We start from the raw sequence: 13314 nt of genomic DNA, 5'->3' as shown, positions 1-13314 counted from the left end.
CGCGCGCTTGGCCTCAAAGCGAGGCGTCGAGCGCGGCGAGGATCGCGGTGCCCATTTCAGAGGTCGAGACCGGTTGCACCCCGTCTTCGCCGAGCAGGTCGGCGGTGCGCAGGCCGTCGGCCAGAACCTTCTCCACCGCGGCCTCCAGCCGATCGGCTTCACCACCCTGGTCGAAGGAGTAGCGCAGCGCCATGGCGAAGGAGAGGATGCAGGCGATCGGGTTGGCCTTGCCCTGGCCGGTGATATCGGGCGCCGAACCATGGACCGGCTCGTAAAGCGCCTTCGGGCGGCCATTTTCCATCGGCGCGCCAAGCGAGGCCGAGGGCAACATCCCGAGCGAGCCAGTCAGCATCGCCGCCACGTCAGAAAGCAGATCGCCAAACAGGTTGTCGGTCACGATCACGTCGAACTGCTTGGGCCAGCGGGTGAGCTGCATCCCGCCCGCGTCGGCATACATGTGGGAAAGCTCGACATCGGGGTATTCCGCGTCGTGCACCTTCTGAACGACCTCGCGCCAGAGGATACCGGATTCCATCACGTTGGCCTTCTCCATCGAGCAGACCTTGTTCCCCCGCTTGCGCGCCAGTTCGAAGGCCGAGCGCGCGACCCGGGCGATCTCGCTCTCGGTGTAGCGTTGGGTGTTGATCCCCACCCGTTCGCCGTTTTCCTCGAAGATCCCACGCGGCTCGCCGAAGTAGACGCCGCTGGTCAACTCGCGCACGATCATGATGTCGAGCCCGGCCACCACCTCGCGCTTCAGCGACGAGAAATCCGCCAGCGCGTCGAAGCACTGGGCGGGGCGGAGGTTGGCGAAGAGGTCCATCTCCTTGCGCAGCCGCAACAGGCCGCGCTCGGGCTTCACGGAAAAATCGAGATCGTCGTATTTCGGCCCGCCCACGGCACCGAGCAGAACGGCATCGACGCCTTGCGCCTTCTCCATCGTCTCGTCGGCCAGCGGCTTGCCATGCACGTCATAAGCCGCGCCGCCCACGAGGTCTTCGCTCACCTCGAACGACAGGCCGCGCTTGTCGCCATACCAGTCGATGATCCGGCGCACCTCGGCCATGACTTCAGGGCCGATCCCGTCGCCGGGGAGGATGAGAATGGAGCCTGTGTTCATGGCGAATTCCTTGGGCTGGATTGCGTCCGGGCTGGCGTAGCGGGAAGCGCGGCGAGCGTCAAGAAAGGGCAGCGAGTGCCGTGGTCAACGCCTCCCATACCCGCGCCACCCGAGGCACCTGCCGCAGCGCCTCGTGGGCAGTCAGCCAGACCGGCAGGCTTGGCAGCGCGAGGTCGGGCAGAACCCGTTCGACCAGTGGTTCGCGTTCCCCGATCGCCCGTTGCAAGACTCCAAGCCCGCCGCCCGCGCGCACGAGGTGCCAATGGGCGGCCTGGTCGTCGGTGCGCAGCGCAAAGAAGTCACGCGAAACCGGGAAGCCCGCGCCTTGCATCCCCCGGATCATCAACTCGTTGCGGTCATAGCCCACCCAATCCAGCGCAAGAGCCGCTTCGGGCGTTTCCGGCCGCCCGACCCGGTCGAGGTAGGCGCTCGTTGCATAGACACCGAGCGGCAGATCACAGACATGGCGCGTCACCATGTCGAGCTGTTCGGGATGATACATCCGAACCGCGATATCGGCCTCTCGAAACAGGAGATTCTCAGAAGAATCCGACGCGACAAGGTCGATCCGGATCCCGGGTGCCTCCTGCCGCAATCGCGCGACGATCGGCGGAAGCAGGAAATGCGAAACGACCACCGACGCGGTAATCCGTACGGTCCCTTCCAAACCCTTGTCGTCGCCCGCCGCAATCAGAGCCATGCGCGCCGCCGCTTCGCGCATCGCCTGCGCGGCGGGGAGCATTGCGCGACCGGTCTCGGTCAACGCGAGGCCCTTGGCGTGACGGCGGAACAGCTCGGTGCCGAGGGCGGTTTCCACCGCGCGCACCTGCCGCCCGAGGGTGGGCTGGCTTGAGCCAAGGGCTTTTGCCGCACCCGAAAGCGACCCCGTCTCGGCAACCGCCAGAAAGGCCTGAACCAGCGACCAATCCAGTTTGAGAAGATCAACAGTCATTCAATACTGAATATCACTTATCCGATTTTTGGCAATTCTCATTCTAAGAGGAATGGATAGAGTCCCCGCAAAACAAGGAGATTCCCATGACCAAGAGAGTTCTCGTTCTTGGCGGCTCGGGCCGGTTTGGCCGCCACGCGACGCAAGCGTTTGAAGCGGCCGGTTGGCATGTCCGCCAGTTCAATCGCAACCAAGACGATCTCGAAGTCGCCATGCAGGGCGCCAACGTGGTGGTGATGGGGTGGAACCCGCCCGGCTACCACCTCTGGGAACGGCAGCTCGTCGCCCTGCACACGCAGGTTGCCGAGGCTGCGCGGAAGGCCGGGGCCACGGTGCTCCTGCCCGGCAATGTCTACACCTTCGGGCCCGATGCGCCCTCGCCCTGGGGTGCGGAAACGCCGCATCTCGCGCGCAACCCGCTCGGAAGGCTCCGGATCGCGGCGGAAGATGCCTACCGAACCGCCGGCACCCGAACCATCATCCTCCGCTGCGGCGATTTCATCGACGGCGAGAACAGCGGCAACTGGTTCGAGAGCCACATTGCCAAGTCGGCCCACAAGGGCTTCATCCGCTATCCCGGCGACCCGACCGTGCCTCATTCCTGGGCCTACCTGCCCGATGCCGCCCGCGCCGCCGTGGCGCTCTGCGAGCAGCGTGACCGGCTCAACAGGTTCGAGGACGTGCCCTTTTCCGGCTACACGCTCTCGGGCGAAGACCTCGCCGCCGCCATTTCGCGCGCCCTCGGGATCAAGGTCACCACGCGACCGTTCAACTGGGGCCTGATGCGGCTCCTGCGGCCTTTCGTGCCGGTCATCGGCGGGTTGTTCGAGATGCGCTATCTGTGGTCTCTCCCGCATGAACTCGACGGCCAGCGGCTCGCGGCGCTGTTGCCGGATTTCAAGCCGACAAAAATCGAAGATGCGCTGAGCGCGGCCCTCGCGCATCAGTCGCGCCCCGGTGAAGCGTTCAGTTGAACTCCAGATCGACCCAGACCAGCCGATGTCGGCTTGCCGTTTCCACCACCTCGGCAAGCGGATCATCCGACGCAGGCCAGAACACGCCTGCGCCGGACACTTCGAGGCGGGCATCGGGCAGCACGTAATCCACCCTCAGATTGCCCGGCCTCGGGTCTGACCAGTCCGCGGTGTCGAGCGCCGGGTCGGCGCGGTGCTCGGGATTGGCCGCAAGTGTGCCGCCGCTGCTCGCTGGTCGCGCGTCTTGCAGGCGTGGATCGTCAAGCAGCGCACGGATCGCCTCGCGCCGCCCGTCGCCATCGACGGGATCGAGATTGGCATTGCCGAGCACAACCACCGGCTCGGCGGGCGGATCGAAGGGCAGCGCACCGTCGAGCAGGCGTTTCCAGAACAGGATTTCGTCGTGGTTCCGCCGCCCGTTCAGGTCTTCGGGGCCATCGAAGACCGGGGTTGTCGCATTGAAGGCGAGGAGATGCAGCGGGCCATCCGGCGTGATCACTGGCACATCCCAATGCGCGACCGACGAGAGCCTTTGCGCAGCCTGAACCTCGGGGGAGGGAAAGGGGCGGCCATCAACCGTGGGCGGGATCGCGCCCGGCAGGTCGGCCCAAGGGAAGGCGCTGAAATCGCGCACGTCACCGATCGGGTAGCGCGACAGCACGGCCATGCCGCCTTGCCCGGTGAAAGCGCCGTAGCCCTGCGCGTCGCGGGCTTCGCCAAGCCGACCGTTGCCATCGAGATCAAGACCCGACGGCAGGCCGGCGTTCGGGCGCGCCGCAAAGACATGGGGCATCACGTGGCCAGCGGCGCCGAGGCGATCGGCAAAGGCGGCGAGCGCATGGCCTTCGTGATCATGGTCGAACCCGGTCAGGAGCAGCACATCCGGTGCGACCGCCGCGACAACCCTGACCACGGCAACAACCTGATCTTCGCCTGAGAGAATATCGGAGAGCAAAAGGCCGGGGCCACGCCGCTGCAACTCGACATCAAAAGTGGCAACCCGCAGAGTATCACCAAGCGCAACGCTCGCAGCGGCAAAGGAAAGCGCTGTCGCCGCGATCAGCAGACGACGCGGCATCAGACGGGTTGCAGAGCCTGTTCGGCTTCGCCCGCCCCCTGCCTCTGGCGCTGATCGGCGATCATCCCGGCAACCCTTTGCATGGCGATGCCACGCATGAAAAGGCTGGCGGGCAGAAAGGCCCAGGCACTGATCGTCCAGATTATCGTTTGTTCGTTGGCGAGCGAGACCGAACCGAGAGCACCGGCCGCGGCCTTGACGAGCACCGGTGTGATGAACGGCAGCAGGAAGCCCAGCGCCACGTTGAACCGGGCATCGCGCTCCAGTCGCGCCACCACGTCGCCGCCGGTGGTGGGGTCGAAGGTCGGGAGATTGATCCAGACATTGAATTTGTCGTGGCTGTTCGGCCAGTTGAACGCACGCAGCACGATGAGAAACACCGCGAGCGAGAGAAGCGAGATGAGGTAAGCCATGCCCGCCGCGGTGCGCAGGGTGATGATGTCATGTGCCGTCGCGTTCTCAGGCAACATCAGCACGATCAGGCGGACCGGGCTGTAAGGAAAATCGATAGACTTTCCGATCAGTGTGCCGATGGCCTCGACGAAATGGGTTGCGGTCGAGTGGTCGGTGCTGCCCCGCACCACCAGCGAGATCAGGAAAACCGTAGCAAAAAGGCTGGCAAACCGGATTCGGTTGAACGGCGGCGCATCGCGAAACTCGACCAGACCGGGATAGCTGGAAGCGTATTCGAACAGGGTGAGTGCAGCGGCGAAGATCGCCACCAGAACGACGACCTGGATCGCGTCGGACCCGACGTCCGGCAGCATCAGCGCAGGCGTGGCAACCAGCATTGCCATCAGGAATGCACGCGCAATTGCTCCGGGGAGTCGATCAAACACTGCCCATATCCTCAAACTGGACGGGCGCGATACGGTGCCGCAACCCTTGTTCCAACCTGATCCCGCCGATTGTGGCAGGCTGCCTCATTATTGCCATACTCTTGCCCACATCGGTGACCTCTTCAAGCAACGTCTTCTTAAATCAGAAAATTCCGGGCAGCATTTGGGTAGAACTGGTGCGATTGTGCATCATTTTTGGAACGAAAATAGGGCCGCCTTGGGGGGCGGCCCTTGATGTGGTGGAAAGGCGAAAATGCCTATCAAGATATGGATTCAGACCCAGGGGCGCTCCTGCGCGGCCTTCTGCTCGAAGGCATCGATCGCGGCCTTCTTCTCGAAGGTGAGGCCGATATCGTCGAGTCCGTTCATCAGGCAATGCTTGCGGAACGGGTCAACGTTGAAGGGGATCTCGATGCCATCGGAGGTGGTGATGCACTGGTTTTCGAGATCGACGGTCATCCGCGCATTGGCACCTTTCTCGGCGTCGGCCATCAACAGATCGACCTGTTCCTGCGGCAGAACGATGGGCAGGATGCCGTTCTTGAAGCAGTTGTTGAAGAAGATGTCGGCGAAGGAGGTGGAGATCACCGCCTTGATGCCGAAATCCCTCAGCGCCCAGGGCGCATGCTCGCGCGAGGAGCCGCAACCGAAATTGTCGCCCGCCACGAGAATTTCGGCGGCGCGGTATTGCGGCTTGTTCAGCACGAAATCGGGGATCTCGTTGCCCTCGCGGTCATAGCGCATCTCGTCGAAAAGGTTCACCCCGAGGCCCGACCGCTTGATCGTTTTCAGAAACACCTTCGGGATGATCATGTCGGTGTCGATATTGACCAGCGGCATAGGTGCCGCGATCCCGGTGAGTTTTTCGAATTTTTCCATATTCAGTCTACCATATCTTGTGGGGACGACCGCAGGAGGGCTTTTTCCGAAGCGTCGGCAAAACGTCGGCAAAACGTATGGCACATCAATCTGCCCATGCCGCTGCGCCTCATTTCCGCGCCGCCTTCTGCGCTGGTCCCGTTCACGGTCAAGCCAGTTCGCGCACGTCGGTGAGGTGACCCGTCACCGCCGCCGCCGCCGCCATTGCCGGGCTCATCAGGTGGGTGCGGCCCTTGTAGCCCTGCCGCCCCTCGAAGTTGCGATTCGAGGTGGAGGCACAGCGTTCGCCGGGGGCGAGCTGATCGGGGTTCATCGCCAGGCACATCGAGCAACCGGCGAGGCGCCATTCGGCCCCGGCCTGCTCGAAGATCTCGGCCAGCCCTTCCTGCTCGGCCTGTTCGCGCACCAGACCGGATCCGGGCACGATCATCACCCGGACGCCCTCGGCCACCTTCTTGCCTTTCAGGATCTTGGCGACCTCGCGCAGATCCTCGATCCGGCCATTGGTGCAGGAACCGATGAACACGGCATCGACCTTGATCTCGTTGAGCGGCGTGCCGGGCTTCAGCCCCATGTAGTCGAGCGCGCGCTTCGCGGCCTCGACCTTGCCGCCAGTGAAATCCTCGGGCGCGGGCACCTTGGCCGAGATCGGCAGCACATCCTCGGGCGAGGTGCCCCAGGTAACCACCGGCTCGATCTCTTCGGCGGCGATGGTGATGACCTTGTCCCAATGCGCATCGTCGTCGGAGTAGAGGGTCTTCCACCAGGCCAGCGCGGCCTCCCACTGGGCACCCTTCGGCGCGTGCGGGCGGCCCTTCACATAGGCGAAGGTGGTCTCGTCCGGCGCGATCAGGCCAGCGCGCGCACCGCCCTCGATCGCCATGTTGCACACGGTCATCCGGCCTTCCATCGAGAGCGAACGGATCGCCTCGCCGCAATACTCGATCACGTAGCCGGTGCCGCCGGCGGTGCCGGTCTTGCCGATCACCGCAAGGGTAATGTCCTTGGCGGTGACCCCCGGATTGAGCTTGCCGGTGATCTCCACCTTCATGTTCTTCGATTTCTGCTGGATCAGCGTCTGCGTGGCGAGCACATGCTCGACCTCGGATGTGCCGATGCCATGCGCCAGCGCGCCGAAAGCGCCGTGCGTGGCGGTGTGGCTGTCGCCGCAAACCACCGTCATCCCCGGCAGCGTCCAGCCCTGTTCGGGGCCGACGATGTGCACGATCCCCTGCCGGACATCGTTCACCGGATAGTAGTGAATGCCGGTCTCGCGCGCGTTGCTGTCGAGCGCCTCGACCTGGATGCGGCTTTCCTCGTTCTCGATGCCCTTTTCGCGGTCGAGCGTGGTGGGCACGTTGTGATCGGGCACGGCAATCGTCTTGTCGGGCGCGTGCACCTTGCGGCCGGCCATGCGCAGCCCCTCGAAGGCTTGCGGGCTGGTGACCTCGTGCACGAGGTGGCGATCAATGTAGAGCAGGCAGGTGCCGTCTTCGGCTTCATGCGCGACGTGGGCATCCCAGATCTTGTCGTAGAGTGTCTTCCCGGACATGCGGTGTTCTCCCGTGGGAATTGAAGTGAAACGAACGTGGTTGCAGCATGGCCGCGATCAAAGTCGCGCCAGCACGCTCAGCGTCGCCCCATGGAAGCGCCAGGGCAGGCGCGCGCGGTCGTCCATGTCGAAGATCCGTTTCATGCTTGCCAGATACAGGCGAGCGGCGAGTCTCGCAAGCCTTGCTGCTGGACCTGCGCAAAGGTTGATGACAACCTTGCCCCAAAGGACAGGCGCCGATGGAAGAAGAAACCGAAGTCACCGAACCCGAAATCGTCGCACCGACGCCGGATGAGGTTGCGATCGGCCTTTGGGAAACGGGAGTCCGATTCGTTGAAGGGCTGATCCGGCCCTGGAATGCCTACCAGGTGCTGATCGCGCTCGCGATCTTCGTGGTGGCGCACATCGCCGCGCGCGTCCTCGCGCCGAAATGGGAAGCCTGGCTGCGCACCCGTGAGGGTTGGCCGACATGGCGGATGCGCTTCGGTGTGCTGGTCCACCGGCGGATGAGCCTGATCGTGTTCGTGGCAATCATCTGGCCGGTGATCTGGGGGATGCGCGAATTCACCTGGCCCTCGCGCTCCTACCTGCTCGCGGTCATCGGCCAGATCGCCTTTGCCTGGCTGGTGATCGCGCTGGCGACACGGTTCATCGGCAACGCCACGCTGCGATCGCTCGTGCGCACCGGCGGTTGGGCCTGGGTGACGGTTTCGATTCTCGGGCTCACCGACGACGTGGTGGCGCTGATGGACGGGATCGCGCTCAGCCTCGGTGAGACACGGCTTTCGCTCTGGATGGTCGTGCAGGCGGTGGTGATCATCGGCGCGCTGATTGTAGCGGCGCGTTTTCTCGCGGCCAATTCGGCGCGTCGGATTCGCAAGAAGACCGATATCAGCCCGTCGATCCAGGTTCTGACCATCAAGGTTCTGCAGGTGGTGCTCTACAGCGCCGCCTTCTTCATCGGGCTGAAGGTTGTCGGGGTCGACCTGACCGGGCTCGCGGTGCTCTCGGGCGCGATCGGCGTTGGCCTCGGCTTCGGCTTGCAGAAGGTCGTCTCGAACCTCGTCTCCGGCTTCATCCTGCTGCTCGACAAGTCGATCAAGCCGGGCGACGTGATCTCGCTTGGCGAGACCTTCGGCTGGATCGAGCAGATGGGCGCGCGTTACGTTTCGGTCGTGACCCGCGACGGGCGGGAATACCTGATCCCGAACGAAGACCTGATCACTGGGCAGGTGGTGAACTGGTCGCACACCAACGCCTTCGTGCGGCTCGATATCGTCTTCGGCACCGCCTACCACAACGATCCGCACCAGGTTCGCAAGGTGGCGATCGAGGCGGCGAAATCGGTCGACAGGGTGCTGAGCTTCCGCCCGCCGGTTTGTCATATCACCGGCTTCGGCGATTCGTCGGTGGATTATCTGTTGCGGTTCTGGATCGAGGATCCCACCGGCGGGCTCACCAACATTCGCGGCAACGTCTATCTCGCGCTCTGGGATGCCTTCCGGGAAAACGGGATCGACATCCCTTTCCCGCAACGCGAAGTGCGCTTGCTTGGCGATGGGAAGGCGGAATGTTGAGAATGGCAAACGGAATTGCTATCTTGCAGGTATCCCGGCGCCGGGGTGCATGCGGCGCGCAACGAAGGAGGACTATGTCCTGTCTCATCCAGCAGACGCGGCCAATCATGTGGCCGCATCGGGGGCACGCGTGAAAGCCACGCCGATGCCCGCAACGAGCGAAACCTTGCTCGATCGAATCATCGCTTCACTCGAAGACGACAAGGCCGAAGACATCGTGCCGATCCCGCTCAAGGGAAAGTCTTCCATGGCCGATCACATGGTGGTCTGCTCGGGGCGGTCTTCGCGGCAGGTGGCAGCGATCTCGGAAAACCTCACCGACCGGCTGAAGCAGGATCTCGGCATCCTGTGCAAGACCGAGGGCAAGGATCAGGGCGACTGGGTTCTGATCGACGCGGGCGATGTGATCGTGCACGTCTTCCGGCCCGAGGTGCGCGATTTCTACCAGCTCGAAAAAATGTGGATGACGCCCGGCGCGCCATCGCCCCACACCGCCTGATGCGGGTGCAGATCGTCGCGGTGGGCCGTCTCCGGTCGGGGCCGGAGCGGGTGCTGGTTGACGATTATCTCACGCGTTTCGAGCGTGGCGGACGGGCGCTCGGGCTTGGGCCCGCAAGGGTGATCGAGGTCGACGACCGCAAGGGTGGCGGGATGGTCGCCGAGGCGCAACTGCTCGAAAAGGCGATCCCTGCGGGTGCGCTGCTGTGCATCATGGATGAGCGCGGGCAGGACATGACCTCGCCCGACTTCGCCAACCGGCTCGCGGCATGGCGCGACGAGGGGCGCGGCGACGTGAGCTTCGTGATCGGCGGTGCCGACGGGATCGACCCGGCACTGAGGGCCCGGGCCGATTTCGCCCTGAGTTTCGGCAAGATGGTCTGGCCGCACATGCTGGTGCGGGTGATGCTCACCGAACAGCTCTACCGGGCTGCAACGATCCTGGCAGGCGTGCCATATCACCGGGCTTGAGGGGGGCGGAAGGTGGCGGGGCGCCGGGAGCGGGTGGCGCAAAGTCCGGGGGCACCTTGATGCGCCTTGACGCGATCGGCCCCAAAGCTGCCCTTCATCAGTCGACCCGATGCCGCGCTGCGGCTTTCGCACGACGGTCCTTGGTGCTTCGTACAGAATCTCGCTTGGCAGGATGACCGGAGGTGCGTGCAACTTGCGCCTATCTCGCCAGTTTTGCCTGCCGTGCAAAGGGGCTGAGGCCAAGCCAGGTCTGCATGGTGCGGGTCAGCGACGTCGATCCCACCAGCAGCAGCGCCTCGCGATCGACGGCATCTGCGACAGACCTCAGGCCCATCCAGATTTCCGTCATCGTCCGCAGATCGACCCTCGCATAGAGATCCACGTCGAAGCCGGGGTCGATGTGGCAGAGATCCACGGTACGATCCGGCTCCACGATCAGCCACCACCTGCGCTGAGCCTCGGGCAACTCGGGGTAGGTGAACTCGATCACCACGCGCCGGTCCGGAACAGGGTCCGTGTCGAGATTGCGGCGCATGTCCCACATCAGAAGCTCCGGGTCGAGGTTTTCGAGCGACGGCTCGGTCTCCACCCACTTCTGGCCCCACGTGCCGATGGCCTCGATTACCGGCTGAAGATCATGCCCGGCTTCGGTCAGGCGGTAGGCGTCGATCCCGGGCGCTTCGGACAGTCTCTCGCGCCTCACGACGCCGGCCGTTTCCAGTTCGCTCAGACGCTTCGACAGCAATGCCGGCGACATTCGCGGCACGCCCCTGCGCAGCTCGTTGAAGCGGCTGGATCCGGCAACCAGTTCGCGCAGAAGGATCACGGTCCAGCGGGTGCAAAGGAGCTCCGCCGCCATGGCGACGGGGCAGAACTGCTTGTAGCTCGCATTGGTCATCGTCGGGCCTCCTGTTCTCCTTGGGTGCCCAAAGTGGCACATCGACCCCGCATCCGGCCAGTTCAGATCCTGTATCGGGGCGGGTTCAGTTCGTGAACTGGCGGGGCAAGGGCCAAGGATGCCACCGTGCACATACGCCACGCGAACCGTGGCGCTGACGAACCCTGAGAAATCACAGGAGGAATCCCATGCCACTCGTCGATATCGAACTGATCGAAGGTGTCTTCGACGACACCCAGAAACAGCGGATGATCCGGGACGTGACCGAAGCGATGGTCGCCATCGAGGGCGAGGCGCTGCGCGGCGTCACCTGGGTTCGGGTGAAGGAAATCGCCAGCGGCGAATGGGCCATCGGCGGCAATCCGATGACAGCCGCCGATGTCAGGAAGGCACAATCCGAAATTGCCTGAAACACGTCCGAGACCCTTCCAGAACACCGACACGAGAAAGGAGCAGACATGTCCCGGACATTGTCCAAGGAACTGAACGCGCTGAACAGCGTGTCGCTCTACGAGCGCCTCGGAGGTGCCACCGGCATCCGCCGGATCGTCGACGGGGCCGTTGCGGCGCACATGGAGAACCCCCTGATCGGTCACCGTTTCCAGCCCTATGCGAACCAACCGGAAAGGGTTGAGGAGATCAAGCGGCACACCTGCGATTTCTTCGCAGCCGGCAGCGGCGGCCCGGCCGACTACAAGGGGCGGAGCATGACCGAGGCGCATCGCGGCATGGCAATCGACGGCGCGGAATACAACGCCGCTTCGGACGACATCCTGAACGCGATGAAGGCCCTGAACTACGACGCGGAGACCCGCGCCGAGGTCGGGGAAATCCTCCGGTCCCTGAAACCCGAAATCACGCATGTATGAGCGGGCCGGTCCCCGAACCGGCTACTGGAAAGGCAGGCACAGCATGACAACCACCATTGAAATCCGCCGCTTCGAGAGCCCCGACGACCGGCTCGACATGAAGGCCCGCGGCGGCATTGACATCGTCAAGACAGCGCAGGGCTCGACCGGAATGCACGCCGTGTTCGAACCCGGCTGGACCTGGGAGGCGGACGAAAAACCACTTCTCGGCTCCCCCGAGACCTGTCCGATGCACCACACCGGCTATTGCCTCTCGGGCAAGCTGGTCGTTCGGATGGTGGACAGCGGACAGGAGACGCAGATCGCCAGGGGCGATTTCTTCGAGATACCGCCAGGCCATGACGCTTGGGTCGCGGGCGACGAGCGGGTCGAACTGATCCTCTTCGAGGCGTCCGACAGCCACGCCTGATCCCTGAGGCCTCGTGCCGGGGGATATGGCCCGCCCGCGCGGATCGCCGCTGCGGGCGGCCGTGTGGGGCCCGGACAGATCAATGATGGATCGTCGCTTGAAACGCAGGTCCGGCCCATCTCCAACGATTGCCCGCCCTGCCCGGGGCACAGCGGTCGCCGGGCCGGGACCTGCGTGGCGGGGACACGTGGGCGGAAGAGACCGTGGCGCGATTTCGCCCCACGGCATGCGGCACAGCTCTGCGGTGTCGTCTCGGTCCTTGCGGGAAGTCGTCCTTCGCATCGAGCGTGAAACGAAGCGGCCCCTGCCCAGACAACGCGCAGCGCCGCGCCGACACAGGTTGCGCGGCACCCGGCTTCCTGCTTACCTCCCGCCACGGAGGAGCCATGCCGAATTTTGCCGCCAACCTCACCTTCCTGTTCCGCGAACTGCCGTTTCTCGACCGTTTCGAGGCGGCGGCGGAAGCGGGGTTTTCGGGTGTCGAGGTGTTGTTTCCCTACGATGACGCGGCGGGCGAGATCACCCGGCGGCTCAGCGCCAACGGCCTTGCCATGGTGCTGATCAACGCGCCGCCACCGAACTGGGCGGGCGGCGCGCGCGGCTTTGCCGCCGTGCCGGGCGGCAGCGAACGGTTCCGCCACGATTTTCGCCGGGCGATGCGCTTTGCCGAGGCGCTGGGCGCGCAGCATCTGCACCTCATGGCGGGCAAGGCGCAGGGGGTCGTCGCGCGCCGCACCTTTACCGACAACCTCGCCTGGGCGGCCGCGCAGGCACCGGCGATGAGCCTTACCATCGAGCCGATCAACCCGACCGACATGCCGGGCTACTTCCTGAACGATTTCGACATGGCGGCGGAGATCCTCGACGAGGTGGATGCCCCCAATCTCGGACTCCAGTTCGACATGTATCACGCGGCGATGATCACCGGCGACGGCATGGCGGTGTGGGAGGCCCATGGCCACCGCGCCCACCACATCCAGGTGGGCGGGGTGCCGGGGCGGCAAGAACCCAAGGCGGGCGAGGTCGATTACCCCGCCTTCTTCGCCCGGCTCGATGCCGAGGGGTATGAAGGCTGGGTCTCCGGCGAATACAACCCGGCGGGCCGCACCGCCGACGGGATGGGCTGGATCGCGTCCGCCACCTGAGCTGCACGGTTTGACACAGAGCAATTCCGCCGGCCGCGCTTGCGTGCTAGAAC

The 13314-nt window shown here is 64.5% G+C and carries 15 protein-coding genes; 8 read left to right on the top strand and 7 right to left on the bottom strand.

Annotated elements, in window-relative coordinates; genetic code table 11:
• Positions 1 to 13: 13 nt before the first annotated feature.
• Both leuB and B9Y97_RS08235 read right to left on the bottom strand, forming a co-directional pair.
• Positions 14 to 1120 carry a 3-isopropylmalate dehydrogenase gene (leuB, locus tag B9Y97_RS08240; RefSeq protein WP_085526292.1) on the bottom strand — a complete coding sequence of 369 codons (1107 nt, stop codon included), beginning with the start codon at positions 1118 to 1120 and terminating at the stop codon, positions 14 to 16.
• 58 nt (positions 1121 to 1178) lie between these two features.
• Positions 1179 to 2072, bottom strand: coding sequence for a LysR family transcriptional regulator (locus B9Y97_RS08235; RefSeq protein WP_085526291.1), 894 nt, complete (start codon positions 2070 to 2072; stop codon positions 1179 to 1181).
• Between the two features lie 86 nt (positions 2073 to 2158).
• Between B9Y97_RS08235 and B9Y97_RS08230 the strand changes: the two genes are divergently transcribed.
• Entirely contained in the window at positions 2159 to 3046 is an 888-nt protein-coding gene (locus B9Y97_RS08230; RefSeq protein ID WP_085526290.1) for an NAD-dependent epimerase/dehydratase family protein, read from the top strand.
• Here the strand turns inward: B9Y97_RS08230 and B9Y97_RS08225 are convergent.
• From B9Y97_RS08225 to leuC, 4 genes are all read right to left on the bottom strand, one after another.
• Positions 3039 to 4124, bottom strand: a complete 1086-nt coding sequence (locus B9Y97_RS08225; protein WP_085526289.1) for an endonuclease/exonuclease/phosphatase family protein — start codon at positions 4122 to 4124, stop codon at positions 3039 to 3041. The two genes, B9Y97_RS08230 and B9Y97_RS08225, sit on opposite strands and share 8 nt — an antisense overlap.
• The gene (locus tag B9Y97_RS08220; protein ID WP_085526288.1) at positions 4124 to 4921 is read right to left on the bottom strand and encodes a hypothetical protein; all 798 of its coding nucleotides are present in this window, start codon (positions 4919 to 4921) and stop codon (positions 4124 to 4126) included. Before B9Y97_RS08220 ends, B9Y97_RS08225 begins: the two co-directional genes overlap by 1 nt.
• A gap of 315 nt (positions 4922 to 5236) precedes the next feature.
• Positions 5237 to 5842, bottom strand: a complete 606-nt coding sequence (gene leuD, locus B9Y97_RS08215; protein ID WP_085526287.1) for a 3-isopropylmalate dehydratase small subunit — start codon at positions 5840 to 5842, stop codon at positions 5237 to 5239.
• A 148-nt stretch (positions 5843 to 5990) separates the two neighbouring features.
• Positions 5991 to 7394, bottom strand: coding sequence for a 3-isopropylmalate dehydratase large subunit (leuC, locus tag B9Y97_RS08210; RefSeq protein ID WP_085526286.1), 1404 nt, complete (start codon positions 7392 to 7394; stop codon positions 5991 to 5993).
• Positions 7395 to 7633: 239 nt separating this feature from the next.
• On the opposite strand from leuC, the gene B9Y97_RS08205 reads away from it, so the two are divergent.
• The 3 genes from B9Y97_RS08205 to rlmH all read left to right on the top strand — a co-directional run bounded on the left by B9Y97_RS08205 (position 7634) and on the right by rlmH (position 9940).
• A complete protein-coding gene (locus B9Y97_RS08205; RefSeq protein WP_085526285.1) occupies positions 7634 to 8971 on the top strand; it encodes a mechanosensitive ion channel family protein in 1338 nt (445 codons plus the stop codon).
• Between the two features lie 145 nt (positions 8972 to 9116).
• Positions 9117 to 9470, top strand: a complete 354-nt coding sequence (gene rsfS, locus B9Y97_RS08200) for a ribosome silencing factor (protein ID WP_254900878.1) — start codon at positions 9117 to 9119, stop codon at positions 9468 to 9470.
• Entirely contained in the window at positions 9470 to 9940 is a 471-nt protein-coding gene (gene rlmH, locus B9Y97_RS08195; protein WP_085528172.1) for a 23S rRNA (pseudouridine(1915)-N(3))-methyltransferase RlmH, read from the top strand. The genes rsfS and rlmH overlap by 1 nt, the downstream gene beginning before the upstream one ends.
• Positions 9941 to 10139: 199 nt before the next feature.
• On the opposite strand, the gene B9Y97_RS08190 is transcribed toward rlmH, so the two are convergent.
• Positions 10140 to 10838 carry a winged helix-turn-helix transcriptional regulator gene (locus tag B9Y97_RS08190; RefSeq protein WP_085526283.1) on the bottom strand — a complete coding sequence of 233 codons (699 nt, stop codon included), beginning with the start codon at positions 10836 to 10838 and terminating at the stop codon, positions 10140 to 10142.
• A gap of 188 nt (positions 10839 to 11026) precedes the next feature.
• On the opposite strand from B9Y97_RS08190, the gene B9Y97_RS08185 reads away from it, so the two are divergent.
• The 4 genes from B9Y97_RS08185 to B9Y97_RS08170 all read left to right on the top strand — a co-directional run bounded on the left by B9Y97_RS08185 (position 11027) and on the right by B9Y97_RS08170 (position 13261).
• On the top strand, positions 11027 to 11248 hold the full coding sequence (locus B9Y97_RS08185) for a tautomerase family protein (RefSeq protein WP_085526282.1): 222 nt from the start codon (positions 11027 to 11029) through the stop codon (positions 11246 to 11248).
• 48 nt (positions 11249 to 11296) lie between these two features.
• Positions 11297 to 11707 carry a group I truncated hemoglobin gene (locus B9Y97_RS08180; protein WP_085526281.1) on the top strand — a complete coding sequence of 137 codons (411 nt, stop codon included), beginning with the start codon at positions 11297 to 11299 and terminating at the stop codon, positions 11705 to 11707.
• A 43-nt stretch (positions 11708 to 11750) separates the two neighbouring features.
• Positions 11751 to 12116, top strand: a complete 366-nt coding sequence (locus B9Y97_RS08175) for a cupin domain-containing protein (RefSeq protein ID WP_085528171.1) — start codon at positions 11751 to 11753, stop codon at positions 12114 to 12116.
• A 386-nt stretch (positions 12117 to 12502) separates the two neighbouring features.
• A complete protein-coding gene (locus B9Y97_RS08170) occupies positions 12503 to 13261 on the top strand; it encodes a hydroxypyruvate isomerase family protein (protein WP_085526280.1) in 759 nt (252 codons plus the stop codon).
• The last annotated feature ends 53 nt before the right edge of the window (positions 13262 to 13314 follow it).

Origin of the sequence: Maritimibacter sp. HL-12 (assembly GCF_900177545.1) — a bacterium.
GTDB lineage: Bacteria > Pseudomonadota > Alphaproteobacteria > Rhodobacterales > Rhodobacteraceae > Sinisalibacter.
This window is presented reverse-complemented; position numbering and strand designations above follow the sequence as displayed.

Bases quoted from the DNA above. Each gene is read 5' to 3' on its own strand.
- leuB (WP_085526292.1), bottom strand. From the start codon at position 1,120: ATGAACACAGGCTCCATTCTCATCCTCCCCGGCGACGGGATCGGCCCT.
- B9Y97_RS08235 (WP_085526291.1), bottom strand. From the start codon at position 2,072: ATGACTGTTGATCTTCTCAAACTGGATTGGTCGCTGGTTCAGGCCTTT.
- B9Y97_RS08230 (WP_085526290.1), top strand. From the start codon at position 2,159: ATGACCAAGAGAGTTCTCGTTCTTGGCGGCTCGGGCCGGTTTGGCCGC.
- B9Y97_RS08225 (WP_085526289.1), bottom strand. From the start codon at position 4,124: ATGCCGCGTCGTCTGCTGATCGCGGCGACAGCGCTTTCCTTTGCCGCT.
- B9Y97_RS08220 (WP_085526288.1), bottom strand. From the start codon at position 4,921: ATGGCAATGCTGGTTGCCACGCCTGCGCTGATGCTGCCGGACGTCGGG.
- leuD (WP_085526287.1), bottom strand. From the start codon at position 5,842: ATGGAAAAATTCGAAAAACTCACCGGGATCGCGGCACCTATGCCGCTG.
- leuC (WP_085526286.1), bottom strand. From the start codon at position 7,394: ATGTCCGGGAAGACACTCTACGACAAGATCTGGGATGCCCACGTCGCG.
- B9Y97_RS08205 (WP_085526285.1), top strand. From the start codon at position 7,634: ATGGAAGAAGAAACCGAAGTCACCGAACCCGAAATCGTCGCACCGACG.
- rsfS (WP_254900878.1), top strand. From the start codon at position 9,117: ATGCCCGCAACGAGCGAAACCTTGCTCGATCGAATCATCGCTTCACTC.
- rlmH (WP_085528172.1), top strand. From the start codon at position 9,470: ATGCGGGTGCAGATCGTCGCGGTGGGCCGTCTCCGGTCGGGGCCGGAG.
- B9Y97_RS08190 (WP_085526283.1), bottom strand. From the start codon at position 10,838: ATGACCAATGCGAGCTACAAGCAGTTCTGCCCCGTCGCCATGGCGGCG.
- B9Y97_RS08185 (WP_085526282.1), top strand. From the start codon at position 11,027: ATGCCACTCGTCGATATCGAACTGATCGAAGGTGTCTTCGACGACACC.
- B9Y97_RS08180 (WP_085526281.1), top strand. From the start codon at position 11,297: ATGTCCCGGACATTGTCCAAGGAACTGAACGCGCTGAACAGCGTGTCG.
- B9Y97_RS08175 (WP_085528171.1), top strand. From the start codon at position 11,751: ATGACAACCACCATTGAAATCCGCCGCTTCGAGAGCCCCGACGACCGG.
- B9Y97_RS08170 (WP_085526280.1), top strand. From the start codon at position 12,503: ATGCCGAATTTTGCCGCCAACCTCACCTTCCTGTTCCGCGAACTGCCG.